Annotated in this window: 24 protein-coding genes and 1 riboswitch; of the genes, 18 read left to right on the top strand and 6 right to left on the bottom strand. The window is 34.6% G+C overall.

Features of this window, described 5'->3' with window-relative positions; genetic code table 11:
• Nucleotides 1-31: 31 nt before the first annotated feature.
• Complete coding sequence (locus AC4GZ8_RS20725) at nucleotides 32-1987, bottom strand: methyl-accepting chemotaxis protein (protein WP_491083810.1); 1956 nt, start codon at nucleotides 1985-1987, stop codon at nucleotides 32-34.
• Nucleotides 1988-2100: 113 nt separating this feature from the next.
• Here AC4GZ8_RS20725 and AC4GZ8_RS20720 point away from each other — a divergent pair, with 113 nt between their 5' ends.
• The gene (locus tag AC4GZ8_RS20720; RefSeq protein WP_491083809.1) at nucleotides 2101-2373 is read left to right on the top strand and encodes a hypothetical protein; all 273 of its coding nucleotides are present in this window, start codon (nucleotides 2101-2103) and stop codon (nucleotides 2371-2373) included.
• Between the two features lie 510 nt (nucleotides 2374-2883).
• Here AC4GZ8_RS20720 and AC4GZ8_RS20715 read toward each other — a convergent pair.
• Nucleotides 2884-4089, bottom strand: a complete 1206-nt coding sequence (locus tag AC4GZ8_RS20715) for an MFS transporter (RefSeq protein WP_491083808.1) — start codon at nucleotides 4087-4089, stop codon at nucleotides 2884-2886.
• A 58-nt stretch (nucleotides 4090-4147) separates the two neighbouring features.
• Nucleotides 4148-4247, bottom strand: a riboswitch (purine riboswitch).
• Nucleotides 4248-4590: 343 nt separating this feature from the next.
• Between AC4GZ8_RS20715 and AC4GZ8_RS20710 the strand changes: the two genes are divergently transcribed.
• The 3 genes from AC4GZ8_RS20710 (at nucleotide 4591) to AC4GZ8_RS20700 (ending at nucleotide 6629) form a co-directional block, all read left to right on the top strand.
• A complete protein-coding gene (locus AC4GZ8_RS20710) occupies nucleotides 4591-4860 on the top strand; it encodes a CD3324 family protein (RefSeq protein WP_491083807.1) in 270 nt (89 codons plus the stop codon).
• Nucleotides 4861-5088: 228 nt separating this feature from the next.
• Nucleotides 5089-5739: a FusB/FusC family EF-G-binding protein gene (locus tag AC4GZ8_RS20705; RefSeq protein ID WP_491083806.1), complete on the top strand. Its 651-nt coding sequence runs from the start codon at nucleotides 5089-5091 to the stop codon at nucleotides 5737-5739.
• A 218-nt stretch (nucleotides 5740-5957) separates the two neighbouring features.
• The gene (locus tag AC4GZ8_RS20700; protein ID WP_491083805.1) at nucleotides 5958-6629 is read left to right on the top strand and encodes an HAD family hydrolase; all 672 of its coding nucleotides are present in this window, start codon (nucleotides 5958-5960) and stop codon (nucleotides 6627-6629) included.
• 39 nt (nucleotides 6630-6668) lie between these two features.
• Here the strand turns inward: AC4GZ8_RS20700 and AC4GZ8_RS20695 are convergent, their stop codons facing one another.
• Nucleotides 6669-7976, bottom strand: a complete 1308-nt coding sequence (locus AC4GZ8_RS20695; protein WP_491083804.1) for a uracil/xanthine transporter — start codon at nucleotides 7974-7976, stop codon at nucleotides 6669-6671.
• A gap of 288 nt (nucleotides 7977-8264) precedes the next feature.
• Here AC4GZ8_RS20695 and AC4GZ8_RS20690 point away from each other — a divergent pair, with 288 nt between their 5' ends.
• The 12 genes from AC4GZ8_RS20690 to AC4GZ8_RS20635 all read left to right on the top strand — a co-directional run bounded on the left by AC4GZ8_RS20690 (nucleotide 8265) and on the right by AC4GZ8_RS20635 (nucleotide 20308).
• A complete protein-coding gene (locus AC4GZ8_RS20690; protein ID WP_491083803.1) occupies nucleotides 8265-8975 on the top strand; it encodes a GntR family transcriptional regulator in 711 nt (236 codons plus the stop codon).
• A gap of 333 nt (nucleotides 8976-9308) precedes the next feature.
• Entirely contained in the window at nucleotides 9309-9911 is a 603-nt protein-coding gene (locus AC4GZ8_RS20685) for a glycerol-3-phosphate responsive antiterminator (RefSeq protein ID WP_491083802.1), read from the top strand.
• A 433-nt stretch (nucleotides 9912-10344) separates the two neighbouring features.
• A complete protein-coding gene (locus AC4GZ8_RS20680; RefSeq protein WP_491083801.1) occupies nucleotides 10345-11655 on the top strand; it encodes an ABC transporter substrate-binding protein in 1311 nt (436 codons plus the stop codon).
• Between the two features lie 177 nt (nucleotides 11656-11832).
• Nucleotides 11833-11967 carry a hypothetical protein gene (locus AC4GZ8_RS20675; RefSeq protein ID WP_491083800.1) on the top strand — a complete coding sequence of 45 codons (135 nt, stop codon included), beginning with the start codon at nucleotides 11833-11835 and terminating at the stop codon, nucleotides 11965-11967.
• A gap of 78 nt (nucleotides 11968-12045) precedes the next feature.
• A complete protein-coding gene (locus AC4GZ8_RS20670) occupies nucleotides 12046-12651 on the top strand; it encodes an HAD family hydrolase (protein WP_491083799.1) in 606 nt (201 codons plus the stop codon).
• 87 nt (nucleotides 12652-12738) lie between these two features.
• Nucleotides 12739-13818, top strand: coding sequence for an ABC transporter ATP-binding protein (locus AC4GZ8_RS20665; protein ID WP_491083798.1), 1080 nt, complete (start codon nucleotides 12739-12741; stop codon nucleotides 13816-13818).
• Between the two features lies 1 nt (nucleotide 13819).
• Entirely contained in the window at nucleotides 13820-14689 is an 870-nt protein-coding gene (locus AC4GZ8_RS20660; RefSeq protein ID WP_491083797.1) for a carbohydrate ABC transporter permease, read from the top strand.
• A gap of 14 nt (nucleotides 14690-14703) precedes the next feature.
• Nucleotides 14704-15528 carry a carbohydrate ABC transporter permease gene (locus AC4GZ8_RS20655; RefSeq protein WP_491083796.1) on the top strand — a complete coding sequence of 275 codons (825 nt, stop codon included), beginning with the start codon at nucleotides 14704-14706 and terminating at the stop codon, nucleotides 15526-15528.
• Nucleotides 15529-15598: 70 nt separating this feature from the next.
• A complete protein-coding gene (locus AC4GZ8_RS20650; RefSeq protein WP_491083795.1) occupies nucleotides 15599-16324 on the top strand; it encodes a glycerophosphodiester phosphodiesterase in 726 nt (241 codons plus the stop codon).
• Between the two features lie 15 nt (nucleotides 16325-16339).
• Nucleotides 16340-17308, top strand: coding sequence for a glycosyltransferase family 2 protein (locus tag AC4GZ8_RS20645; protein ID WP_491083794.1), 969 nt, complete (start codon nucleotides 16340-16342; stop codon nucleotides 17306-17308).
• Entirely contained in the window at nucleotides 17292-17720 is a 429-nt protein-coding gene (locus tag AC4GZ8_RS20640; protein ID WP_491083793.1) for a GtrA family protein, read from the top strand. Before AC4GZ8_RS20645 ends, AC4GZ8_RS20640 begins: the two co-directional genes overlap by 17 nt.
• The gene (locus AC4GZ8_RS20635; RefSeq protein ID WP_491083792.1) at nucleotides 17666-20308 is read left to right on the top strand and encodes a YfhO family protein; all 2643 of its coding nucleotides are present in this window, start codon (nucleotides 17666-17668) and stop codon (nucleotides 20306-20308) included. Before AC4GZ8_RS20640 ends, AC4GZ8_RS20635 begins: the two co-directional genes overlap by 55 nt.
• A 234-nt stretch (nucleotides 20309-20542) precedes the next feature.
• Here AC4GZ8_RS20635 and AC4GZ8_RS20630 read toward each other — a convergent pair whose 3' ends face one another.
• Nucleotides 20543-21382 (bottom strand): metallophosphoesterase family protein, encoded by an 840-nt coding sequence (locus AC4GZ8_RS20630; RefSeq protein ID WP_491083791.1) that lies wholly within the window; start codon nucleotides 21380-21382, stop codon nucleotides 20543-20545.
• A gap of 469 nt (nucleotides 21383-21851) precedes the next feature.
• Here AC4GZ8_RS20630 and AC4GZ8_RS20625 point away from each other — a divergent pair, with 469 nt between their 5' ends.
• Nucleotides 21852-22067, top strand: a complete 216-nt coding sequence (locus AC4GZ8_RS20625; RefSeq protein ID WP_491083790.1) for a hypothetical protein — start codon at nucleotides 21852-21854, stop codon at nucleotides 22065-22067.
• A 647-nt stretch (nucleotides 22068-22714) separates the two neighbouring features.
• Here the strand turns inward: AC4GZ8_RS20625 and AC4GZ8_RS20620 are convergent.
• Complete coding sequence (locus tag AC4GZ8_RS20620) at nucleotides 22715-23023, bottom strand: hypothetical protein (protein WP_491083789.1); 309 nt, start codon at nucleotides 23021-23023, stop codon at nucleotides 22715-22717.
• A 178-nt stretch (nucleotides 23024-23201) separates the two neighbouring features.
• On the opposite strand from AC4GZ8_RS20620, the gene AC4GZ8_RS20615 reads away from it, so the two are divergent.
• Entirely contained in the window at nucleotides 23202-23741 is a 540-nt protein-coding gene (locus AC4GZ8_RS20615) for a YkoP family protein (protein ID WP_491083788.1), read from the top strand.
• Between the two features lie 102 nt (nucleotides 23742-23843).
• Here the strand turns inward: AC4GZ8_RS20615 and AC4GZ8_RS20610 are convergent, their stop codons facing one another.
• On the bottom strand, nucleotides 23844-24950 hold the full coding sequence (locus tag AC4GZ8_RS20610) for an MGDG synthase family glycosyltransferase (RefSeq protein ID WP_491083787.1): 1107 nt from the start codon (nucleotides 24948-24950) through the stop codon (nucleotides 23844-23846).
• Nucleotides 24951-25095 lie beyond the last annotated feature (145 nt).

The following is a 25095-nucleotide window of genomic DNA, read 5'->3' as shown; positions in this document are numbered from 1 at the left end:
CTTTTTTATCTTTTTATTAGATATTAACGATTTAGTATTTGTAACTGTTAATAAGAGTCTGTAATTCCTCAGCCATTACTGAAAGAGCTCTTGCAGAACTTGATATCTCCTCCATTGATGCTAATTGTTCCTCTGTTGTTGCAGCAACTTCTTCAGCTGTGGCTGCATTACTTTTAGCTGAGTCAGCAATTACGTTTGTTGAAGCCTCAACTTCTTGTAGACTCGCAGACATTTGCTGAGCTGTAGAAGAAATTGATTCAACCTGTGGAGAAATATCTCTCATACTTGAAAGAATATCTTTAAATTTCTGAATGGCTTCTTCTGATACTGTAAGTCCTTCTTTAACATCATCGGTTACTTTCATCATAATATTTACTGTATTTTCAGTATCGAGCTGAATATCATTGATTAGTGTAGTAATTTGTTTTGCAGATTCTTGTGACTGTTCAGCTAATTTTTTGACTTCTTCAGCTACAACAGCGAAACCTTTTCCAGCTTCTCCAGCTCTAGCAGCTTCAATTGACGCATTTAAAGCAAGTAAATTTGTTTGTTCTGAAATACCTTTTATAACTTCCACAATGATACTAATCTCTTTTGAACGTTTGGAAAGAGAGTTAATCATCTCGTTTGATTTATTTACAGATTGTGAAATAGAGTTCATTTGAGTAACAGTATTAGAAACCGAGATTTCTCCTTCCTCAGCTTTAGAAGTAGTAGCTTTGGTTAATTCTGTTACTGCGATCGTATTTGAAGCAATCAATGATGAACCTTTTGAAATCTCACCTAACGCCTCGACATTACGATCAATATTATTTGTTTGACTCTCAGCGCTACTAGCTACTTCTACCACGGCTGATGAGACTTGATCTACTGCTTGACTAGTCTGCTCAGCACTAGCTGATAATTCTTCTGATGATGATGCTAATTGAGTAGAGTTATCTCCCAATTTAATTAAAAGATTCCGTAAACTATTTTGCATATTACGAAAGGAATAAGCTAATTGACCAATTTCATCCTTTGATGTAATTTCAATAGATTCAGTAAGATCGCCTTCGTCAATCTTTTTAGCTTTTTTCTGCAACTCATTTAATCTTCTTGTTATGGAGAGAACGATAATAACTACTGCAATACCACCTAAAACTACTGCAATACCCATAACCATTATTGTGGTTATAAGAATTGGTTGTGAAGATTGATTGATTTCTTTAGTAAAGAATGTACCTGCTACTTTCCAACCTGTAATTTTGTTCGTCTCGAAATGTAATTCTTTATCCTCATTATTCAAGACGTAACTAAAACTTCCGGATTCTTTCGTGTACAAATTATTATAAAACTCTTCAGTTGCTGTTTCTCCTGTTTGATTGTTAGGGTGAACAATGAAATTTTCCTCAGCATCTAATAGAACAGCATAACCTTCATGGCCTATAACTAACTCTTGAACAGTTCCTTCTAACCTGCTGATACTTAAATCGATTCCAACTACACCTGAACCGTCACTAAGATACTTTGTAATGGTAACAACCATTTCCCCAGAGCTGGCGTCTTTATATGGGCTAGTAATAGCAACTTCTTGTTTGTTTTCCATTGCCTTTTGATACCATGGGCGCTCTCTTGGATCATAATCACTTGGTAATTCTAGTTTTGGAGAAGTGATCATTCTTCCATCGACTGTTCCAATATAAATAGCTTGTACTTCGGGATGGAGCCCAATATATTGATTAAGTTTCTGTCCGATAACTGAATTTTCACTACCATCTCCATACATTTCTGAGTTAATTTGTTCAGAGAAAAAGTTAGCGTCGTGAACCTTTGGTGCAATGGTATTGTCGATATTAGAATTTAAAAGAACAATATTCTCTCTAGCTGTAGCTAAAAGTTCCTCCCTAATTTCTTTTTTTGCACTATAATATGCTAACAGCCCTACAGTAAGGGAAGGGATAATAAGAATAAGGGTAAATGCGATAAATAATTTGTGTTTGATTTTCATATGCTGCTCCTTTAAGGTGAAGTTTATTATTTTATATATCGGAAACTAACGAGGATATCTTAAACTATATTTATACTTTTTAATCTAAAAAGGAGAAATAGTTCAATCAGTGGATGGATATTCCAATAGGGGAAAATTGGAAAGGTCTCAATGATTGTCAACCAGTTTTATCTTCTAATATTGGTGAAAAGGGAGTACGTGATCCTTTTATCCTGCGCTCAGCAGAAGGGGATAAATTCTTTATGATTGCTACCGATTTACGTATTGCAAGCGGTAAAGAATGGGATGCTGTACAGGCAGCTGGAAGTAAATCCATTATTGTTTGGGATTCTAATGATTTAGTAAACTGGTCAGAACCAAGAATAATTGAGAAGTGGCTCCATTAAATGCAGGGGATGTATGTGGACCAGAGACATTTACTTGGTACTTGGTCAAAGATTGGAACAATAAAAGCTTCAATGGGGTTAACTGGACAAGATGTGAAAGACCTTTAGTTTTTAAATTTAATGATAGAGAAGAATGGTGTTTATTGGTTGATCAGTATGCATCAGGTAAGTGATCTCCCCCCTTATTAACCATGAATCTCTCAAGTGGTGAATTTACTAGATTCACAACTTCTGATTATTCTCTAAGGCTCTACCAAAAAGAGACATGGTTCTGTTATACCTATAACAAAAGAAGAATACAAAGCAGTAAGGGAAAAATGGGCTAACATTTGAGAAAACATGAAAAAATCCTTTAGGCAATAATAATAAATAGGTCAACCAGGTTAGTGTAACGGCTGACCTATTTAATTAATTTGGCACATGGCTTAAATAGCAGTCTGCGCATCTTTTTGCAATTCACATAAGGTCTTTACAAGGTTATTTTCACTCTTCGAAAAGTTGTTCATGATGTCAAGCATGATGATGCGTATTTGACTTTTGTGAAAATGAAACATCAATCGAATTTTCTCTTCTTATCGTTTTTCTTGTTAAAGAAAAGACTGCACATAGTAAAGAGAGTAAGACAATGACGCCACCATACCAAGCTGTATTGGATACAGTTCCGGTTTCACTTAACACGATACCACCTAATGCTGACCCGAGTGCAATACCGATTTGTAATGCAGAATTATTAAAGCTTTGCTGGATGTCGGATGTTGCAGGGTCTGTTTGAATCAAGTAGCTTTGTTGTGGTGGTGCCAAACTCCAACTTAATGCTGCCCAAACCATCATAATTGGTATGAACAGGATAAGTGAAAAAGTCGTAAAAGGTAATAAGAATAGAATAACAGCAAATGCACTGATCACAACGATAATGCTTTTACGAGCTCCAATCGCATCCGAAAGAATTCCCCCGAATCCTCCACCACTTACCGCTGCAATCCCAAATAGTAAATAACAAATACTGATCCAGTGGGAACTCAGACGAAGCTCTGTTTCTAAAAATGGAGTGAAATAGGCATATAGTGTATAATGACCTGCCAGCATAAACATTGTGGCTAGATGTGCACTACCTATTTTTGCGCTGCCGACTGCTTTTAATTGTTGTGAAAGTGGAATCGTTTTTTCCCCTGGAACTCGTTCTAAAAAGATTGAAATAAGGATGATCGAACCGATTGATAAAATCGCAATTCCAAGGAAAATGACGCGCCAGCCAAATGTATCGGAAATGAGTATGCCAAGAGGCACGCCCATTACAAGTGATGAACTAATGCCCATATATATGAGCCCCAAAGCCTTTGCTCGGTGTGTTGGAGCAACAATCTTGGCAGCGATGGTTAAAGATAGTATAACGATAAGTGCTGTGCTCATTGAAGTCAAAACCCTTGCAATCATCATAAAGGTAAAATTCGGACTAAAATATGTCATGATATTACCGATAAAGAAAACAAACAAGGAAGCTAGATATAACTTTTTTCGCTCTATTTTGCTGGTTATAACAAGTAAAACAGGGCCAGCAACAGCATAAATAAGGGCAAAAACAGAAATGAGTTGCCCGGCAGTGCTTAATGAGATGTTAAAATCATTAGCAATAGTAGGCAGTATTCCTCCTACAATTAATTCAACCAGTCCAACTGCGACGGTAGATAATGCGAGTATAAAAATTTTTATGTTCATAGGCTTTTCCATCCTTTCAAATTTTTTCAGAAAATAATAAAAAATCCTGATTACAGAAAACGAATATTTCATTTTCTGTAATCAGGATTTTAAGGTTCCTGGTAGAGACCCTCAAGCCATATTCTTGAGGTTATACAGGTGGTTTTTATTTAGTTTTAGGAAGTTCTTTGAAGAGTTTACTAGATTTTATTTTATTTTTCAAGTGTTAAAATTCTTCTTATTTCCTAATCTAGGAGAAAGGAAATGTGAAATTCATCTTTAAAACTGCTAAAACAATTCAATCGAAGTGTATTGTTTGTTATAATTTTACATTAAAGGGGGTGCTTACAGATGGAGAATCAATTTAGATTGTCTGGGACTTCTTCCACTCATGCAAAGCCTAGTATTGGAAAGGCGATACTTTGCATGGGGCGAAACATTTAATTTTATCGCTGAATAAGCTCTTCTAATATTTTGGCTTTGCACCTTATTTAAAAAAATCAAAATAAGGGGCGGGCAAAATTGAAATATATTAATGCAACCAAAGTTTTACCTGAAAAGCTAATTGTGGAAATTCAAAAGTATATCCAAGGGGAGACCCTTTATATTCCTAAGCAGGAAACAGAGTATCGGAAATGGGGAAGTTCAAGCGGCGGGCGACAGCTTCTTGATCGTCGTAATGCCGACATTAGAAAGTCTTTTGCTAATGGATGCAGTATCCAGCAACTAGCTAATGAATATTATCTCTCAACCGAAACCATAAAGAAAATTGTTTATTCACATAAAAGGTAGAAGATCCGTACTGGTGAAAGACTTCATCAGTGCTTTTTAAAAAGTAAAGAAAGTATACAAATTTTGTACTAAGATTTGTTGTCTAGCGCAAGGCGCCGAATGCTTAGCGCCTTGCGCTTTTCTTGTGTAAAAAACGTTTCTAAGTCATTTTCTCCATTTTAGAAGCTTACTGTACTCTTTAAAATAAGTATAAAGAGACATCAGGCAAATGAATAGGAGAGTTACGTGATGACAGCTAAATTCATTAAAAATGAACAATTAAATTTTATAAAAAAGCAAATTGCTTTGATAAAGGACATTTCCAAAAGGAATGTACCCCAGAGTGTGTTGGCAGCTGAAATTGACTTAGCCAACGCTAAAATCTTGGACCACATTCCAAGTGCAACATTGGATCAGCAGGAAATGCTGGATCTATCCAGTTTAAAAACTGACGAGGAATATGAGCAATATATCCAACATTTATCGTCCTTTTTGATTCCTTTCCCAAAAATTACTGAACAGCAATTGAAGAAAATGTTTCCGAAAAATAAAAAATTAAAGCTGCCTGATTTATCAAGTATTGACCACAGCAAACTGACCTATTTGAGCTGGAACGATCCAAGGTCAAACAAAAAATTTATTGTTTATGAGCTTGAAGGAAAAATGGTCGGCATTGAATGTAAGTTGACACCAACTAGTAAAGCTAATTATTGTTCCGTCTGTCATAGTTTCGGTGAGGTTGCCTATTTTTCAACGGTAACAAAAGCGAAAAAATCCAAAAACCCGGATTATTACAAGTCTATCGGAAATTATATCTGTGCAGAAAGCAGCGAATGCAATAAAAAAATAACGAACGTCGAATATTTAACAACAATTTTAAAGGAATCATTAGGAAAATAGTTACCTCATGTGAGTCTGTACATTCATAGGACTGAAGCTTCGCATCATAAAAAATAAGTAAAAGCCTCTAAATTTTGCGCATTTCATAAAGAAATGTGCTTTTTAAAAGGAATTATACATTATGTGGAGAAAAGTACTCATCATACAGGACGAAGTATAATTTAAGCTTACGAAAACTGGAATAAATATCAAAGTTTAATTCCCGAAAGGTGTTAATAATGAACAATTATAAATTCATTTTATTCGATTTAGATGGGACTCTTTCAGACCCGAAAGAAGGGATAACAAAATCGGTTCAATATGCATTGCAGAATATGAATATTGTTGAGCCTGACCTAGATAAACTTGAATGTTTTATTGGGCCGCCACTACAAGTTTCATTTGTTGATTATTATGATTTGGATGAGGGGAAAACCCAAATAGCCATTGATTACTACAGGGAAAGATTTAAGGAAAAGGGAATGTTTGAAAATAAACTATACTCAAATATTCCTTTCTTATTAAAATCCTTAAAAGAACAAGGGTTTTCTTTAATTGTTGCAACTTCTAAGCCTACTATTTTTGCAGAGCAAATTCTAAAATATTTTAATATTGATTCGTATTTTGACCTTATTGTCGGGAGTCATCTTGATGGAACAAGAGTATCAAAAACTGAAATTATCCAATACATACTAGACCAATATCCTGGTTTTAAACATAGTGATTTTATTATGGTTGGGGATCGAAAGCACGATATAATTGGAGCAAATAACACTGGAATAGACTCAATAGGAGTAACGTATGGATATGGTTCTATAGCGGAACTGAGCCAATCGAATCCAACTTATATAGTTAAAAGTGTTGACCAATTAAAAGAGATTTTACTGGAAAGGAAAGAATCTTTCTCATAAAAAAAGAAGGCATATTAGTAACATGCCTTCTTTCCTACACTACACCTCAACTTCATTCACCGAAACCTTTCCCTTATCCCATTTCACGAACATTTCTAAAAAGATGGAAATTAATACGCCCATAATAAATCCATTCGAAACTAACGGTTGGATTAAACTAGGTAAAGTGTTAAATATTTCAGGATCCATATTCATAATACAAACTCCCACCAAAACAGGTACAGCCAGGCGGTGAATGGTAATGGAGTTAAACGTTTGATTGTGGATGCTTTTTAATGAAGTTCCAAACAATTGAAAGTAGGCAACAAACAATACAGCATTTCCTACTGTAACGGGCAAAGTGGCTAGTAAGCTGCCTAAAAAAGGGACTGTTCCTAACAGGACCATTAATCCGCCGCCGATAAGATATGGTCGCAGCTGAAAGATCCGGGTACTTTCTAAAAATCCGATCGATGAAGCAAAGGGTGCATAGGGAACTAACCCGAATAGAGCAGCAGCAATAGAAAAAGCACCATTAAGTAAATACGAACGATCTAAACGGCTTTGTGAAAATGTATCATTGAACATAGCTGCAGTCGTAGTGACCGATGCAATTGTATTACTTAAATTAATTAAGCTTGCTAGAAATGTTATAGCGATAATGCCGATATTCAGGTTTGGTGTACCTAATGGAAATAAACTCAGCCCTGAGCTTGAGTGAGTAATAACACTTTGCTCAGCAGGGAATAAAATGAAGTAAAAAATCCATCCAACGACAATTCCTATTAGAATCGCAAAATTACTGATCACAGCTTTTCCTTTGATTTTAATCAAACATACTAACAAAACAACACCTAATGAGAATAGACTAATAGGAAGATCTAATTTTCCGTCAGGAGTAACCTTTAACATACCTTTGAAGAAAATAAGGATTAATTGAAAGGTTAATAAAAATAAGTAAACACTCATGACCATCGGTGTAAACACTTTTTGAATATAAGAAATAAGTCGTAACGAACCTAAAATTAAGACAACAACTCCGGCAAGCAGCATACCGCTTGCTATCCCTCCGCCAATCGTTTGGAGATCAGTGCCTGTAGAGGAAGCAATTACACATAAATTAAGCGTCAACCCCCACATGATGCCTGAGTGTCCTTCCATCAGAGGATAACGATGCCCAATTAATCCTTGTAATAAACAAGCAATCCCTGTGAAAATAAGAGAGCTGCGCAGGATGACAGAGATATCATGATAAGGCAACTCAAACGCAGTACCAATCGATATTGGTACAACAACTGTATTTGCAAAGATAAAAAACAACCATTGCAGGGATGCAAAGATTGTTGCAGATGATGATAGATTTTTCATTTCTTTATCGTCCTTCTTTTCACCCTAGAGTGATAGCATGTTATTATTTCAACAAAACAATACTATCATAACTCTAAAAAGTGAAAAGGAAAAGAGGTGATGAAAATAGAACAACTCAGCCTTAAGGAATGGGCTTTTTCAAATCTTAGAAAAGTTTGTTCTATAATGAAAAGGCCTTTTCTTAAAGATTGGTGTTTTTAATAGGGATCATTTCGGTTGGTGTGCAAGAATAGGCGTATGGTATAATTCAGTTACTGTGTGAGATAAATGAAAAAAGAGGAATGTACCATGTTAAAATATCAACACATTGCTAATGAAATTGAGAAGTATATAGAAGAACACGAGCTTCAACAAGGATATAAATTGCCTTCACTGGAAACCTTTATGGGGCAATATCAAGTGAGTAAAAGTACGATTACGAAGTCTCTCGATCTATTAGAGAAAAAAGGGGTCATATTTCAGGTTAGAGGCAGTGGGATCTTTGTTCGAAGACATAAGCGAAAAGGATACATTAGTCTTCTTTCAAACCAAGGATTTAAAAAGGACCTTGAAGATTTTCAAATTACTTCAGAGATCATAGAATTAGACGTGAGGAAACCAGCACAAGAGGCAGCTCTTAATTTAAATATCAAACAGGATGATGATATCTATTATGTAAAAAGAATACGTTTCATCCATGGACAAACATTGTGCTTAGAGGAATCGTATTATAATAAATCCATCGTTACTTATTTAAATAAAGAAATTGTCTCAGAATCCATTTTTCACTATATTACCGAAGGACTGGGACTAAAGATTGGATTTTCCGATGTGTTTCTTCATGTCGATAAACTAAATGAAGAAGAGGCAACTTATTTAGGTCTGAAAAAGGGTGACCCAAAGCTTTACATGGAATCTGTATTCCACTTAACGAATGGACAACCATTTGACTTTTCAAAAGTAACGTACAATTATGAGCAATCACAATTCTTTATTCAAGCGAATAGTTACTTTTTGTAAAATATAAACCAAAATAGGGTTTCTGAGGTTGAAAGTAAAAAGTGAATGATCACATCAAACAGCGAGAAAATGGGGACTCGCTGTTTTTCTTATTTTTAGCTCTTCCACTGAATTTTATAATAAAATTTTAAGTGTTATTACATAAACAAGGAAAAGGGGTTATCAAAGTTAATGTGGAAGAATTTAAATGTTAATGATTAAAGGCTGTTTTCGCAACTGCATTATAACAACAAAGTATGTGAAAACAGCCTTATAATAGAGGGAATTAAAAATAGTGATGACTAATGTTGAAATTTAACTGTCAAAATTAGAACAGGAGTGAAATGTATAGTAATGAAATCAGAAAAAGCTGTGTTTTATGATCGTCTATCTACTTATAAAAAAATAGCAGCCGTGAAAGATTCAAAGTACATTGAAACAGTTATCAAACATAAGGATAAAATTAGTGCAGTGTTTCTAATGACAGGAAACATTTTATCAGTTAAACAGTATGTGGATCTTTTTAAAAAAGAAGGTCTGCCTGTTTTTGTACATATTGAAAAGATTGGCGGCTTGAGCATGAATGTTGAAGGTCTTGAATTTATTTCTCATTATGTAAAGCCGCTTGGAATTGTCACAACGAAGCCTGGTTTAGTTGTTCAAGCAAAAAAATTGAAGTTAATGGTGATACAACGTGTGTTTATGATAGACACGGAAGTATATAACAATATCATAGAGTCAATTGAAAAAAATAGGGCAGATATTATTGAAATTATGCCTTCTCGTCTACCATATTTAATTCAATCAATCTCAAAACAAATTAATAAACCATTGATTACCGGGGGATTATTATCCGAAAAAGCACATGCAAAAGAAGCGATAGAAAGTGGAGCTGCTGCTGTTACGACATCAAATATAGATGTTTGGAAAGCAGATTTAACAGATGATGTAAACTGAATTTATCCCATTCTTAACGGTTAGACTCCCACTTCAAGATTCGAGAGAAACAAAGAGGATAAGTGGGAGATAACAGCCCGTAAAGATCCGATAAGTTTCGCTAACCATCAGTGGGGGATGTAGAAAACCCCCACTGATGGAAGTCTCACTTTATCGAAAAATATAAATTTTTACATTAATTTGTAGATTCTTAATGTTTATTTACAAACAATTGAAACTATCTTAATAATTGATCTGTAATATTAAAGACATCAAGTAAATATAACACAAACTGGTTCAATTAGAGAGACCTCAAATCTATTAGGCTTTTGCCTTTATATTTGGGGTCTCTTTTATTTTTTTGGGGAGGTGAAGGATCGAAATAGGCTTAGGTATCATCAAATTGGATAACAACAAAATTGGAAATTAAAAGAAGAAGGGTGAGGAATTAGACATGAAGAAATTATACAGTTTTTTACTTTTGCTTATCGCACTATTTGTTGTAACAGCATGTAACTCAACAGAATCTTCTGGAACAGAAGCTAACAATGAGAATTCAAATGAGGCTTCCGCGTCCGATGAAAAAATCGAAATTAAATTTTGGTACGCATGGGGAGACAAAATTGGTGAAAACAATGAAAATCTTGTGAAAATGTTTAACGAATCACAGGATAAAATTCATGTTACAGCAGAATTTCAAGGAACATATGATGAACTTCATGCGAAAACACAGGCTGCATTTGCTGCAAAAAATGCACCAGAAGTAACAATGAATGAAATTGCATCAATTGGTGTATTTGCAAAATCAGGTATGACGCAGGATTTAACACCTTTTATTGAGCGAGATGATATCAATTTAGATGATTTTAACCCTGGCCTAATGGGGAACTCGTATATTGACGGTAAACTTTATGGACTCCCATATTTACGTAGTACCCCAATCCTTTATATGAATACAACGATGTTAAAAGAAGCTGGGTTAGATCCGGCTGGTCCAAAAGATTGGGCTGAATTTGAAGAATATTTACGTGCTCTTACAAAAGAAGGAGAAACTGTTGGGATGACAATGCCTGTAGATATTTGGATGTATGAAGCATTCGTTGCTCAAGGAGAAGGAAAAATGCTTTCTGATGATGAGTCACAAGCTGCATTTAATGGAAAAGCAGGTGTCGAAGCACTTGAATTTTGGAAAAAGTTAGAGAAGGAAGGTTTAATTAAAATTCCTGGCGGTGAAGAAGCTGCAGAAGTAAAGAAACAAGATTTTGCAAATAGCCGTTCTGCGATGATTTTCTCATCTACTGCAGATCTATCCTACAATTTAAGTGTTGCTGAAGAACAGGGGTTTGAATTAAATACTGCATTTATGCCCTCAAATAAAGTACATGCCGTGCCTACTGGCGGTGCAAACCTAGTCATGACTGCAGGTCTTGACGAAGAAAAGCAAAATGCAGCATGGGAATTTATTAAATGGATGACAGCCACTGAACAAACAGTTTATGCAAGCTCATATACAGGTTATTTACCAAGTCGTCTTTCTGCAATTGAGACAGAAGAAATGCAGGCTCTTTATAAAGAGAAGCCACAATTTAAAGTAGCAGTAGATCAATTGCAATACGGTCAAGCCCGCCCAATGGTTGAAGCTTATCCAGAGATTGCAACAATCATTACAGATGAAATTTCCCGAACAATCTTAGAAGAAAATCTTGCCCCACAGGATGCCTTAGATGCAGCAGCAGAAAAGGCAAATCAATTGCTTCAAAAATAAAGGTAAACAATCAAGTAGTGTTATTAAATATTTAGGAAGAAAAGTAGATTTATATCGCTTGTAGACAAAGTACGACTACTAGCCAATCAGACTGATTGAAAATGCTAGACTTCATCGAGCGTTTGCGGGCAGTCTGATATAGCTTTTCTTCCTCACTTTCTACTTAGGGGTGAACAGATGGACTGGTTGAAAGATATAAAAGTGATGATTTTTGATTTAGATGGAACATTGTATCAGGATTATACGTTTTTAGGACGTTATTTGCGGTATATGCTTAATGATCAGCTAACAGAACAGGAGTTGCAACAATAAATAAACGAAGCTTATGCAATCCTGGAAGGAAATCACCTTGTACGATTTGGTTATTTCTATAACTATGAAAATCAAAAAGTGTACACTCATGAAAAATTGAAGCCGATATCTAGTTTTTCCTGGGAAGAAACAGAACAGGTTGAAGTAGAGGGAATGATTGCTCCTCTTTTCTATATTGGGGATCCATGGTGCATTGCAGCTGTTTTTGGAGACAGACATAACGTTAGTGAAGAAAAACGAAAGCATGCCTTTGAATTAGTACGAAAAGAAATGACAAGTGAGCCATATCGTATTCATCGTCATGATCCATTATTTGAAGTGCTAACTAATCTAGAAATGGATAGAAAAATTTTTATGACAAATACACCAGGTCCTTCAGGTCCGGAATTTGTGAAGCATTTGAAGCTTGAGCATGTATTTGATGAATTCTTTTTTGATGCTGGCAAGCCGGAAGGTATTCAATTTGTTTTAGAACGGCTTATTTCAGAGGGATATCAACCTCACCAAATTCTATCCGTTGGAGACAATCCTTTTAACGATCTATATCCTGTTAAACATGCAGGTGGCAGAACATGCTTAATTTCTCAATATAAGCATGCAGACTTGACTGTTTGGGATGAATCGGTAAAAACAGTTGAAGAATTAACAGGATTTTTACAGAGGTTTCACATCGTGAGGATTTAATGAAAGGAAACAGGGCGAACGAACGGCATTTGCTTCATCCATTCTTTATTCAAAAAACAGTTCATTTTGAAATGGAGATGAAATCACATGGCAGAAATTAAATTAGTTAATGTCTCAAAAGTTTATAAAGAGGAGGAAGTCATCAGCAACTTAAATTTAACGATTCGAGATGGATCATTCACAGTCTTGGTAGGGCCATCTGGCTGTGGTAAATCAACAACACTTCGCATGATAGCTGGACTGGAAAAAGAGTCCGGCGGTGAAATTTGGATAGGAGACAAGCTTGTGAATGATACACCTCCAGGTAAACGGAACATCGCTATGGTGTTTCAAAATTACGCATTATATCCAACCATGACGGTACGCGGAAATATTGAATTTGGTCTTAAGAATAAAAAAGTGCCAAAAGGTGAGCGGGAAGCACTTATTCAAGAGATTTCAGAAATTGTAGGACTGACGGAATACTTAGATAAAAAGCCTCAGAATCTCTCTGGAGGACAGAGACAGCGTGTTGCATTAGCACGTGCAATGGTCAAAAAGCCAAAAGTATTTATTTTAGATGAACCTTTGTCCAATTTGGATGCTAAGTTACGTGGTCAAATGAGAACGGAATTAATTCAACTTCATAAACGACTGGGTACTACATTCATTTATGTAACGCACGATCAAGTGGAAGCTATGTCAATGGGAGATGAAATTGTCATTTTAAATAAAGGAGAAATTCAACAGGCAGATAGTCCAATGACCGTTTATCATGATCCTAATAATATTTTCACAGCGAATTTTATTGGTACACCTGCCATGAATATTTTGGACCATCATAAACTGATAGATTACATGCCTGAAGTGAATGGAGATGTGAAATATGTAGGGTTTCGTCCAGAACATATTCAGCTTTCCCTTGCTGAAAATAAAGACCCGCATTCCATTATGCTCCAGAGTGAGATTTTAACAATGGAAACATTGGGATCGGAAACAATTTATACTGTGAAAAACGAAACAGGTGTGATGAACGTTAAAAGTGTAATGGATCCTTTATATGATGTGAAACATGTTCATGTCATCATCCCATTTGAAAAGCTGTATTTCTTTGATCGTGAAGGTGAACGGAATCGAACGGTTACGATAAAGCGAGATGAGCCTGTCTTGGTAAAGGGAGGAATCTAATATGGTAATGAACAAAATCAGACCATATATCATGATTGCACCCGCTATAACGGTTTTTTGTTTATTTTTTATTTATCCGATTGGCTACATGATTTATTTAAGTATGCATGACTGGAATTTTGTAAGTCCTGAAAAAACGTTTGTAGGAGGCAGCAATTTTAAAACCCTTTTTTCTGAACGCGAATTTATAGAAGTTATGGAAAATACGTTTACGTATACGACGTTAACTGTGTCATTGACGATTTCTATTTCGTTGCTGCTGGCACTTTGGTTGAATAGACAGGGAGCCTTATATGGAATGATACAGGGAGCCATATTTAGCCCTCACATTATTTCTCTCGTATCCGTGTCCATGCTTTGGATGTGGCTTATGGATACGGATTATGGGTTATTGAATTGGTTTTTAAATTTATTTGGAATTTCAAATGTCCCTTGGTTGACAGATCCAAGTACTTCTCTTCTATCGCTTGTCATTGTTGCTGTTTGGAAGGGGATTGGTTTTAATACTTTAATATTTATTGCCGGGCTTCAAAGCATTCCCCGTGACATCTATGAAGCAGCGGAACTTGATGAATCCAGCAAAGTGCGTACTTTTTTTAAGCTAACGCTCCCGATGCTATCTCCAACATTGTTTTTTTTAACTGTCATAAGTTTAATCGGTTCCTTTCAGGTTTTTGAAACAATTTCGATTATGACAAAAGGCGGGCCTATTAACTCAACAAACACGTTTGTTTATTACATTTATGAAAATGGATTCCGTTTCTTTAAAATCGGGTATGCATCCGCAGCTGGAGTGCTCTTGCTTATTATTGTGAGTTTGCTTACGATCGTCTACTTTCGTATTCTTTCACGAAAAGTTCATTACCGTTAATGGGGAGGATCTATATGAAATCTTTATCAATAGGAAAGGTATTAAATGGACTCGGACTTATTCTTGTAGTTGCTATATTTGCTCTACCATTTGTATGGATGATTTCTACATCATTCAAAACGTTAGGTGAAACCCTTACGTTTCCGCCAAAGTGGATCCCTGAACAATTTGTATGGGAGAACTTCTCTAAGGCTTGGAATTCAGGACCGTTTTTGCATTACTTTTTTAATAGTTTAGTTGTCTCAATTGCTATATTGATTTTGCAATTTTTAACCATCATCCCTGCAGCTTATGCATTTGCACGTTATCAATTTAGAGGAAGTAAATTTTTCTTTGCACTAACGATGGTTACATTAATGATTCCAGCACAATTAATTTTTCTCCCTGTATATTTACAGATGAGTTCATGGGGACTGCTGGATACATTATGGTCACTCATTTTACCATTTGCTTCAAGTGCATTTGGAATCTTTATGCTTAGGCAGTCATTTATGCAAGTTCCTGAAGAGCTTCTTGAAGCGGCAAGATTAGACGAAGCATCAGAGTGGAAAATCATTTTCCGAATTATGATCCCGATGGCAAAACCTGTACTCATTACATTTGCATTATTCAGCTTTATTACCCATTGGAATGATTATTTTTGGCCGCTAGTCATGACAACGAGTGATGCATCCCGTACGCTGCCTATTGGGATTTCACAGTTAAGAGAAGTAGAGGGCGGTATAGCCTGGAATGTATTGATGGCTGGAAATATGATTCTGGTTATTCCTATTTTAATTGTGTTTTTCTTTGCCCAGCGTCAAATCATTCGAGCATTCATTTATACAGGTGTTAAATAAATATGATCCTTAAATGCCATTTTGCTAAATACTTAGATTCACAAAAAATATAAAGAAATGAGGAACGACAATGAATACATGTGTTGCCCATCGTGGTTGGTCTGGAAAAGCACCCGAAAATACAATAGCTGCATTTCACCTTGCAATTGATCATCCGGCTATTTATGCGATTGAGTTAGATGTCCATTTATCAAAAGATGGAGTGCCTGTGGTAATTCATGATCATTCCGTCAACAGAACCACCAACGGAAGTGGAAGAGTAATCGATTTGACTGTTGAACAACTTCGTGAACTAGATGCAGGATCTTGGTTTGGAGAGGAATTCTTAGGAGAACGCATTCCACTTTTAGAAGAAGTTTTAGAAATGATAAAAGGTAAGAAAAGGGTATTAATTGAATTAAAGCAAATGGGTTCTTACTATACAGGTCTTGAACAAAAAGTAGTAGAACTGATCCAAAAATTTAGCCTTCAAGATGAAGTATTAATCATTTCTTTTGATCATGAATCACTACGGAAAATCAAATCACTTGATACAGATGTACAAACAGGTCTTATCTATTTAGGAATGCCAACATTGCTTCTAGAACAAGCAGCTTATACTGGAGCAAACCATCTTTCTTTTCATCATAGTTTCCTAACAAAGGGTATCGTTGAGAAACTAATATCTAACAATATTGAAATTGGTGCATGGACAATAGATGAAATGGAATCATTAGAACGGATAAAAGCACTTAGCAGCAACATTCATATCACAACCAATCATCCTGAAATTATGATGTATCAATTTGAAAAATAAACGGAGGGTGACAAAATGAATCAAGGAAAGATTTCGTTTATCATTCCATCATATAATGAAGCCGGCAATATTCCTAAGGTGCTTGAGGCTATTAATAAGGAAATGTACAATCTTTATTATCGCTATGAGGTGATCTTTGTTGATGACGGAAGTTCAGATGAAACGTTGGATATCATTCAGCGGTTAGCCTTTCAATATAAAGAAGTCAAATACATTTCGTTTACTAGAAATTTTGGGAAAGAGTCGGCAATGCTTGCTGGTCTAAAGAATGCTTCGGGTGATGCAATCATTATGATGGATGCGGATTTACAACACCCGCCTTCGATTATCTGTCAACTATTAAAAGGTTATGAAGAAGGATATGATCAAGTAATCGCAAAACGAAATCGAGCAGGTGACTCCCCTGTCCGTTCATTCCTTTCATCCTGTTTTTATCGGATTGTCAATCACACAGTCGATGTACAATTATCTGACGGTGAAGGGGATTTCCGCCTTTTAAGTCGTAAAGCTGTGAACGCGCTTCTAGCGTTAAGTGAAGGCAATCGTTTTTCAAAAGGGTTATATTCCTGGATTGGTCTCGAACAAAAAACAATTTCCTATGAAAATGTAGCGAGAGAAAGCGGTGAAACAAAATGGTCATTTCCGAAGCTCGTAAACTATGGAATTGACGGAATCGTGTCCTTTAATCATAAGCCGCTTCGTGCTTGTTTTTATACGGGTGCTTTTGTATTGCTGCTCTCCCTGATATATATAACTGTATCACTTGTTCAAATTCTTCAAACGGGAATAGCTGTACCAGGATATTTTACGATTATATCAGCAGTCTTATTTTTAGGGGGAATTCAGCTCTTGTGTATGGGCATCATTGGAGAATATATTGGAAGAATTTACATTGAAACAAAAAAACGCCCACATTATTTAGTTCAAACAACAAACATTGATCCTTTAATAGAAGCGAGAGAAAAACATGCCATTCATTCATAGTGAGTTTATAAAATTTGTGATCGTTGGCGGTATTAACACGCTTCATTATTATCTTGTTTACATGCTATTTCTTCATATATTCGAATGGCATTATTTTACCTCTCATATAATTGGGTTTGTATGCAGCTTAATAGGCTCATTTTTCTTAAATACACTCTACACCTATAAGGTAAAACCGACTTGGGGGGCTTTTCTCCGCTTCCCGCTAACGCAGCTGTTTAATACGACAGCGACAGCTGCCTTTCTATTTCTTCTCGTGGAACTGCTCCATATAAGTAGCAGCATCGCACCGATGGCAGCAGTTTTATTTACATTGCCGATAACGTTTATTCTGACAGGGAGAGTTTTAAAACCATCATGCAAAAAGAAAAAAATAAGTTATCATTCCTCAATCAATTCAATCAATCGATAAGAAGATATACCATTTTCCGTCTTTTTGTGTTAAGTTTTCTTATTGCCTTTTTTAGTCATATATTTTTTATAACAGAATGGTTTGAAGGCCGTTATATGACTGGAATCAATGATGGATTGTCACAAATGCAGCCATTTAAACAGCTGTTATATAATCAGTATAAAAATGGGCAGTTCTTTTATTCTCCTGACTTTGGTTTAGGTGGAGGTACATACACTCAACTTGGCTATTATTTTTCTACCTCCATTGTTTTCCTTATTACAGCAAGTGTAACATTCATCCTTGAAAGTTTAGGGATCATTCGTCAGCCGGATATTTTTTATTGGGCAGATGCAATTTTAGTCATTAGTGTTATCCGTATGACAATTATTTTAATGGTAACAACTTTATATTTCCGCTATTTAAAGATAAATGCATGGCCAGCATTTATTGGTGCTGTTGTATACAGTACAAGTATTATTTATTTTCGGCATGTAACATACTGGGAGTTTTTTACGGATGCTATGATTTGGCTTCCGCTGCTTTTAATTGGGGTCGAAAAAATAATTCGTGAAGCAAGAATGGGAATGTTTCTTTTCGCTGTCTCTATAAGTTTGTTTGATAATTTTTATTTTGCGTATGTTAACTTCCTTTTAGTAGGACTTTATATTTTATTTAGATGGATTTTTCCTTTAACAGAAGGTGAATTGTTAAAAAGAAAACAAATAAAAAAATATATAGTAAGTGTTCTCACTGGATTCTGCATAAGCGGGATTTCCTTTTTTCCGGCTGTGTTTGGGTATGTAAACAATTACCGTCCACCGTATGAAGATGCGGTGCCATTATTTGAATTTGTCGATAATCTATTGTTAAATGGCCGGATTCTTTATATGCCTGCATTTGTCCTTTTATGCCTTATGCTCATATCATTTTATCGAAACAGGATATTTCGTTTTTTTGCTTCTCTTACAATTTTGCTTAGCATTATGCATTTCAGTCCATTGGTTGGAAGTATCTTTAATGGGTTTTCGGCTCCACAGTATCGATGGGAGTATTTTTTATCTTTAGCAGCGGGCGGAGTTTCAGCTTCTGCTCTTCCGATGATTACAAAGGTGAAAGTGAAACAATTAATCGTGGCAATGAGTATCACGATATGTCTATATATCCTTTTTTATCAATATGATCCGAAATTAACGTTTAAAGAGTTAACAGATGCTTATATGGCTATTGCAGCTGTTCTTGTTATTTCTTTCCTTTTTGTGCTTGTACTAGCCAAAAATCAACAAGCAGGAAAAGTTATGGCTATTCTTATCATCCTGACAAGTATAACCAATGCCAATTATTTTCAAGAAAAGCGGTTAACAAAGACTGGTACGGAATTTAGAGTATCCAAAGAATTTATGATGAGTGATGAATATAATGGAGCTGATCAGCGGGAAGTCATTCGCCTAATTCAGAAGCAGGAAAAGGACCCCCTTGCTCGAATCGATTGGATGATTGATATGCGAAATAATACGCCAATCGTACAGGATTTTAAGGGTATGAGTGTCTATTCAAGTATTTTAAATAAAGAAGTTTTATTATTTTATTTGAAAGATTTAGAGATTGATATGGGAAGAGAGAGTGTAAGTAGATACGCGTCACTCGGGGATCGTGCAAACTTATACAGTATGCTGATGGGTAAATACTATGTAGCGGAACAAGGTGATGAATCAATCCCGTATGGTTTTACAGAAATAGCTTCTACGGGAAAATATGTTGCCTATAAAAATGAGAATTTATTACCGTTTGTCCGTACAACAAATACGGTTTTTCTAGAGGAAGAATTGGAAAATGCATCACCTGTAGCAAAAGAGCAAGCGATGTTAACTGGAATTGTGCTTGAAGAAGGGAACTCGAATAAGGCCATTCCAGAAAGTAATAATATAATCAAACATACCTCTATTGAAACCGTAAATGCCACCTATAAAAACGGTATTTTAAAGGTAAAAAAAGAAGGTGGAGTCGATCTTATTCTTAACAAAATGAATCCATCCGTTAAAGACTATTATCTTAAATTTCATCTGAAAGGAATAAAAAATAAGGAAGAGTTTACTCTTCAAGTAAATGATTTTATAACAACTAGAAAAGAAGTTCAATCAATCTATCGGACGAATGTGGACGAAATCTTAATAAGGGTAAAAGCAGAAGACCGCATTTCATTGCGAGTGCCTAAAGGGACTTACGAGCTGGGAGACTTTGAGCTATATGAAGAAACATACGAGGTATTAGAGAAAGTAAAAGAAGAAAGCAACCAAAATTCTATTAGTCAACTAAACTGGTCTGGCAATAGACTCTCATTTACGTATCAGAATGATGGAAACAAACAATATGCAGTAATTCCGCTTCCATACGAAAAGGGTTGGACATTAAAAATAAATGGTGAAAAACAAGAGATCAAAAAAGCAAATTACGCGTTTACGGGAATGAACCTTCATGAAGGTAAAAATGAAGTGGAACTCGTCTACTACCCACCTTATTTTTTTCAACTGCTCATCCTATCGATCAGTTCGATCTGTATCGTACTCTTTATGTATAGACGAAAAAAAGATTCTCCACACCTAAACTAGCCTATACCTTATATATTGGCATGAATCTATAATTATAAGACTCATGCCAATTTGACTTGTTCAAAAAATACAAATTAGAAAAGCGCAAGGCGCCTGGAACTAGACACGGAACTAGGTACAATACTTATAAATTCTGATACTATAAAATAGCAGAAGATACTCCGATCTTAAGGTTGGAGTATCTTCTGCTTTAATAGTTTTGCTTCATCCATTGGATGAGGCAATTTTTCAATACTAACGTGCTCCGATAGCAGTCAGAGGAATATGGCAATTACGATGTTCGTCTGTACCTCTAGCAGCGGCTGTTGGCGAAAAGTGGTTAATATTATCATATATAATTGGTGCACTTTGTGCGATAGCTGAATCATTCACATCAATCGCAGTTACCGTGATTTCATTTTCTCCAATTTCAATAAGACGAAAGGCATGTTGATCTAGACATGCTGACTTTTGCACGAACGTCCAGTTTTTTTGCTTAACAATTGAATCGACATGTGTATGGCCATTAAAATATACACCAACGCCTTCTTTTTTATCTAAAATGTTCCACATATCGATATCTGGATGAATCGATCCTTTGTCCATATCTGATCGGGCAGTAGTATTGTAGACTGGGTGATGAGCAAAAACGAGCAGAGGCTTAGTACCTGATGAACGAATGACATCTTCTAGCCACGAAAGTTGCTCATGATCTACCCAGCCGCCCCAATCGTTATAGTCCATTTCTTTGGCAGTATTTAAAAAGGCAAAAACGGCTTTCTCTGTTTCAAAAGAATGATAGTGTGCTTGTCCAGTTATCCTTAATACCTCTTTTATCGTCATTGAATATAAATCATGATTTCCAAGTGCGTGGTAGAAAGTACGATTTTTTTGATTAATTAAACTGTAAACTTCCTTAAGTTCAGATTCAAGACCATAATTTGTTAAATCCCCAATGGATACATGAAAATCCGCTTCTGTCTCTAAAAATTGATCAATGAATCTTTCATAGAAAGTTGAACGTGCCTCTTTTAATCCTGGAATTGTTTCGTCAATTGATGGATAATGCAAATCACCGATCATCGCAATTTTCACATTCATTCTCCTCTCAAAATTAAAGTAAGACAGTATAAATTGGCATTTAAGAAGATATTCGACACAGTAGCTAATTATAAAATAAAGTTTAAAGGAAGCTACGGCTCTATCTTTGCCTTCATAGGCTTGCCAACCGGCGAGGTCTCTTTTAAAGATCATTACTATATCAAACCCGGCACAATTATTAGTTTAATTGACTAATATTAAGGCTTGTTAGGTGGTATGTAAAGGTTAGGATAAATTAGGTTAAAGTTAGTTTACAAATCTAAAAATTATACTATATTAGGGCAATTTAATTCTAAGAAATTAGGCTTTTTTCTGGTACGTTTATAATAAATAGAATAACTAAATTATGTTTTAAAAAACGGGAAATAATATGGGTGTTACATACTGATTTGGTAATTAATGGTTAAAAATATTAGATTAATATATAATTTAAATATCTAACATCCTAATAGGAGTTGAAATTATGAAGAAGTTTTATTTTATGATGTTATCCCTTTCTATTCTTTATGCAAGTGGATACACAAAAAACTATGAAGGTGAATATGTACGTTGGGGAGATACTTTAGATGTTATTGATACAGACAAACTTAAAGAAAATAATATTCGCTTTAAAGTTGAGGATAATAAAGTTTTTATTCCCGAGAATGCTTATGATGATGCAATTATGTGTTGCTCATGAATTTATTGCAAACAACTTTGTTAAAAAATAATTAATCGCTCCCTTGAAATACAAAAAACACTCATAGAGTAGTCTGTACGCTTTCCTTGTTCGAACGTGAGAGTTTGCTGATTTATAAAATATTTATAATCAATTAACATTAGCTAAATATAATTATGTTAACTTTAATTTGTAACGATGAAGACAACAATATTCTATTGAGTATAGGGTGTGTTAGAAAAAATGGTTACTAAAGTGGGCATAAGTTTTTTACTTATCATGGTGCATTTCTACTTGGTTTGAATAGTATCTAAAAATTTTTTGGTTTTATATTTTGTATCAATTAATTCATATAATCGGGTGTCAGCAAAAATAATGCTGACTTTTTTATTGTACAGAACTGGGGACGGTACTCCTCAATAGTGTAACGAGACTGTTCTATACAAGATATGATGATGATCTTCCAGAAAAGGTATTTTAAATGATTAAGAAAAACTTTATACATATATGTTCTTTTGTTGCATTTTAAAAGAATTCAGAATGAAATATTAAACGAAATCTTACCATAATAGCTCAGCTGTGATTTCCTTCTCCATTTTTCTTTTTTCTCCTACGATTAAAATAGGGACTAACACCTTGCTTAAATAGTCCCTATTGAAATAAAATCTCTATTGATTATTATTGTTCTTATTAAACATTTCAGGAGATACTTCCTCAGCAAATTCAGAAGCAAAATTAGCAAAATTTACTTGGTTTTGTAAAGGTCTTTTCTGATTATTTCGAAGGTTGTTATATCCTTCTTGTATTTTTCTTGTCCATCCTGTATTACGGCTACCTATTACTCCAAGTGTCGTTAAACTAATTAATGACAATAGTATCATACTGCCGTTATTCGGTTTTCTATTTCTAAACATGTTGAAAAAACGTCGATTTCTATTTCCTCTAATTAATGAACCAAGAAAGTTGAAGTTGTTCATTTTAATCCCCCCTATACAAATATATTTTGTTTAAAATCTGCAGAAAATATTGTTGGTAAATTCTTAATTTAATTAGATAACTTTTCCTTTCATTAACATAGTATTTACCTGTATTTTCCCAGCTATATTTCTAAATAATATTGACAAAATATATTTGGGAATAAAGGAGGTAAGCAAAATGCGTAGTTATTTTCTTTCATTTTGGAATGTTATCGATCCATTATATTACTTATTTTCAAGGTTAGAATACATTGATCGTCACTCAAGCATTTTTCGAGTACGAATAACAAAGTATAAAGGCAAGGATATCATTTTAAGTGATGGAACATTGATTAAAAAAAATGATAAATTGATCAAAATTCATTTACACAACGTTAAAATCTTATATGAATTGCAAAGTGTTCCTTGCTCAGTTAAACGAGGGAGAATGCTTTTTAGAAAAATTTTTATATCAATGCCGGTTCTTGCAGAGTATATCCATAATCATAAAGATAAACATGATATAAAAGGAGCTATAGGTATAACAATGTTGCATAAAGGAGCAGAAAGACTTGGGTTTGAAGTCGTTCAACCATGCAATATCTTTTATAAATTTTTCAAAAGGATTACTCAAATTCCAATATTTTTATTGGCAGCAGAGCAAACAAATCTTTCTAAAATACCTGTTCCCAGCTATTTATTCATTTCAAAAGAAAAGCTTCTGAAAACCTACAAATAAAAATAGAGTAAAACGAAGATCATTAATAAGACCTTCGTTTTTATTTTTTATCGACCTTTAATAATTTAGATGTAAAAATCCATTATGACCACTATCAGGAATTTAAATTAGTATTTTTTCTAATATATCCTTTATACTTTTATTTTCTAGGGATTTTAAATAACTGTGACACTGTTTTTGTCGATGATTATTCCATTGATGAGAAGTTAGATAAGATAGAATTTTGCCCTCAAGATCTTGATCACTATTTTCAAGAGGAACAACTAGCTCCTTATTTTTTAATGTGTGTAAATTGATTTCCTCTTGGCCAGGTAAAACAGAATAAATGAAGATTGGTAATTGTTTACGTAACGTTTCACTAATGGTTACTCCGCCAGGCTTCGTAATAATCCCAGATGCTTTTGAATATAGTTCGTTCATTTCTTTTTTACATGATATATAAGGTAATGGTGTTATGTATGGGCTATTAATTGATTGTAAAAATTGAAATAATTTTTTATTTTCGCCACATAGGACGTTGTAATATACTTTTCCAGATGGTTTAAGTTTTTTCACCAGCTTTTTTATATTTCCAGTTCCTAGACTGCCTCCAGAAATAATAATGGTATAAGGGTTGCTGTCTTTTGTTTCTATATGTGTATCATCTTTCATATAAAAGGGGTGAACAGGGATCCCAGTGACAAAAATTCTTTTGTCTTGAATACCTTGATCACTTAGAAATTGTTTTACTTCTTGAGTAGGAGTAAAATGATAGTCAATGTGAGATAATCCCCATAGCTGGTTTACGAAAAAGTCAGTATAAACATTAAAGACAGGAACTGAATAAGAAGATTTCTGTTTAAGTCGATTTAACAAATAAGAGGGTAATGCATGAGTACAAATAATGATATCTGGATTAATTTCTTTAAGAATTTTTTCCATATAACGAAGAAAAAAAAGTTCATAAAGAAAATATCGTTTTTCTTCATATGTTTCATTAAATGAAACTTTGCGGTATATCCAACTATAGATAGTTGGGACGACCTTAATTGACTTTAAATACATACCTGTCACAATCGACTCAATAAATCCAAAGCTGTATGATAATATTTCAATTTTTTCAAATTCCCACTCTCTGTTTCCTTCTTTTAATGCTTCCATGATACTGTCGGCTACTTGATGATGTCCGGAAGACATTCTTAACAAAGGCATAAATAAAATTTTCTTCATACCCTACCCTCAGTTCTAAGTGTTTTTACCTATATTGTCCAATTAATCGTAAGAAATATAAGGAAAAATAGAAAAAACCATTACTTACCACTAGGTTTATTCGTGATTCCTTCCTATAATTTGTAATTAGGGGAGGAGATTTTTT

Source organism: Metabacillus sp. RB-C-LZQ-3-1, from assembly GCF_058315175.1.
This window is presented reverse-complemented; position numbering and strand designations above follow the sequence as displayed.

Bases quoted from the DNA above. Each gene is read 5' to 3' on its own strand.
- AC4GZ8_RS20725 (WP_491083810.1), bottom strand. From the start codon at position 1,987: ATGAAAATCAAACACAAATTATTTATCGCATTTACCCTTATTCTTATT.
- AC4GZ8_RS20720 (WP_491083809.1), top strand. From the start codon at position 2,101: ATGGATATTCCAATAGGGGAAAATTGGAAAGGTCTCAATGATTGTCAA.
- AC4GZ8_RS20715 (WP_491083808.1), bottom strand. From the start codon at position 4,089: ATGAACATAAAAATTTTTATACTCGCATTATCTACCGTCGCAGTTGGA.
- AC4GZ8_RS20705 (WP_491083806.1), top strand. From the start codon at position 5,089: ATGACAGCTAAATTCATTAAAAATGAACAATTAAATTTTATAAAAAAG.
- AC4GZ8_RS20700 (WP_491083805.1), top strand. From the start codon at position 5,958: ATGAACAATTATAAATTCATTTTATTCGATTTAGATGGGACTCTTTCA.
- AC4GZ8_RS20695 (WP_491083804.1), bottom strand. From the start codon at position 7,976: ATGAAAAATCTATCATCATCTGCAACAATCTTTGCATCCCTGCAATGG.
- AC4GZ8_RS20690 (WP_491083803.1), top strand. From the start codon at position 8,265: ATGTTAAAATATCAACACATTGCTAATGAAATTGAGAAGTATATAGAA.
- AC4GZ8_RS20685 (WP_491083802.1), top strand. From the start codon at position 9,309: ATGAAATCAGAAAAAGCTGTGTTTTATGATCGTCTATCTACTTATAAA.
- AC4GZ8_RS20680 (WP_491083801.1), top strand. From the start codon at position 10,345: ATGAAGAAATTATACAGTTTTTTACTTTTGCTTATCGCACTATTTGTT.
- AC4GZ8_RS20675 (WP_491083800.1), top strand. From the start codon at position 11,833: ATGGACTGGTTGAAAGATATAAAAGTGATGATTTTTGATTTAGATGGA.
- AC4GZ8_RS20665 (WP_491083798.1), top strand. From the start codon at position 12,739: ATGGCAGAAATTAAATTAGTTAATGTCTCAAAAGTTTATAAAGAGGAG.
- AC4GZ8_RS20660 (WP_491083797.1), top strand. From the start codon at position 13,820: ATGGTAATGAACAAAATCAGACCATATATCATGATTGCACCCGCTATA.
- AC4GZ8_RS20655 (WP_491083796.1), top strand. From the start codon at position 14,704: ATGAAATCTTTATCAATAGGAAAGGTATTAAATGGACTCGGACTTATT.
- AC4GZ8_RS20650 (WP_491083795.1), top strand. From the start codon at position 15,599: ATGAATACATGTGTTGCCCATCGTGGTTGGTCTGGAAAAGCACCCGAA.
- AC4GZ8_RS20645 (WP_491083794.1), top strand. From the start codon at position 16,340: ATGAATCAAGGAAAGATTTCGTTTATCATTCCATCATATAATGAAGCC.
- AC4GZ8_RS20640 (WP_491083793.1), top strand. From the start codon at position 17,292: ATGCCATTCATTCATAGTGAGTTTATAAAATTTGTGATCGTTGGCGGT.
- AC4GZ8_RS20635 (WP_491083792.1), top strand. From the start codon at position 17,666: ATGCAAAAAGAAAAAAATAAGTTATCATTCCTCAATCAATTCAATCAA.
- AC4GZ8_RS20625 (WP_491083790.1), top strand. From the start codon at position 21,852: ATGAAGAAGTTTTATTTTATGATGTTATCCCTTTCTATTCTTTATGCA.
- AC4GZ8_RS20620 (WP_491083789.1), bottom strand. From the start codon at position 23,023: ATGAACAACTTCAACTTTCTTGGTTCATTAATTAGAGGAAATAGAAAT.
- AC4GZ8_RS20615 (WP_491083788.1), top strand. From the start codon at position 23,202: ATGCGTAGTTATTTTCTTTCATTTTGGAATGTTATCGATCCATTATAT.
- AC4GZ8_RS20610 (WP_491083787.1), bottom strand. From the start codon at position 24,950: ATGAAGAAAATTTTATTTATGCCTTTGTTAAGAATGTCTTCCGGACAT.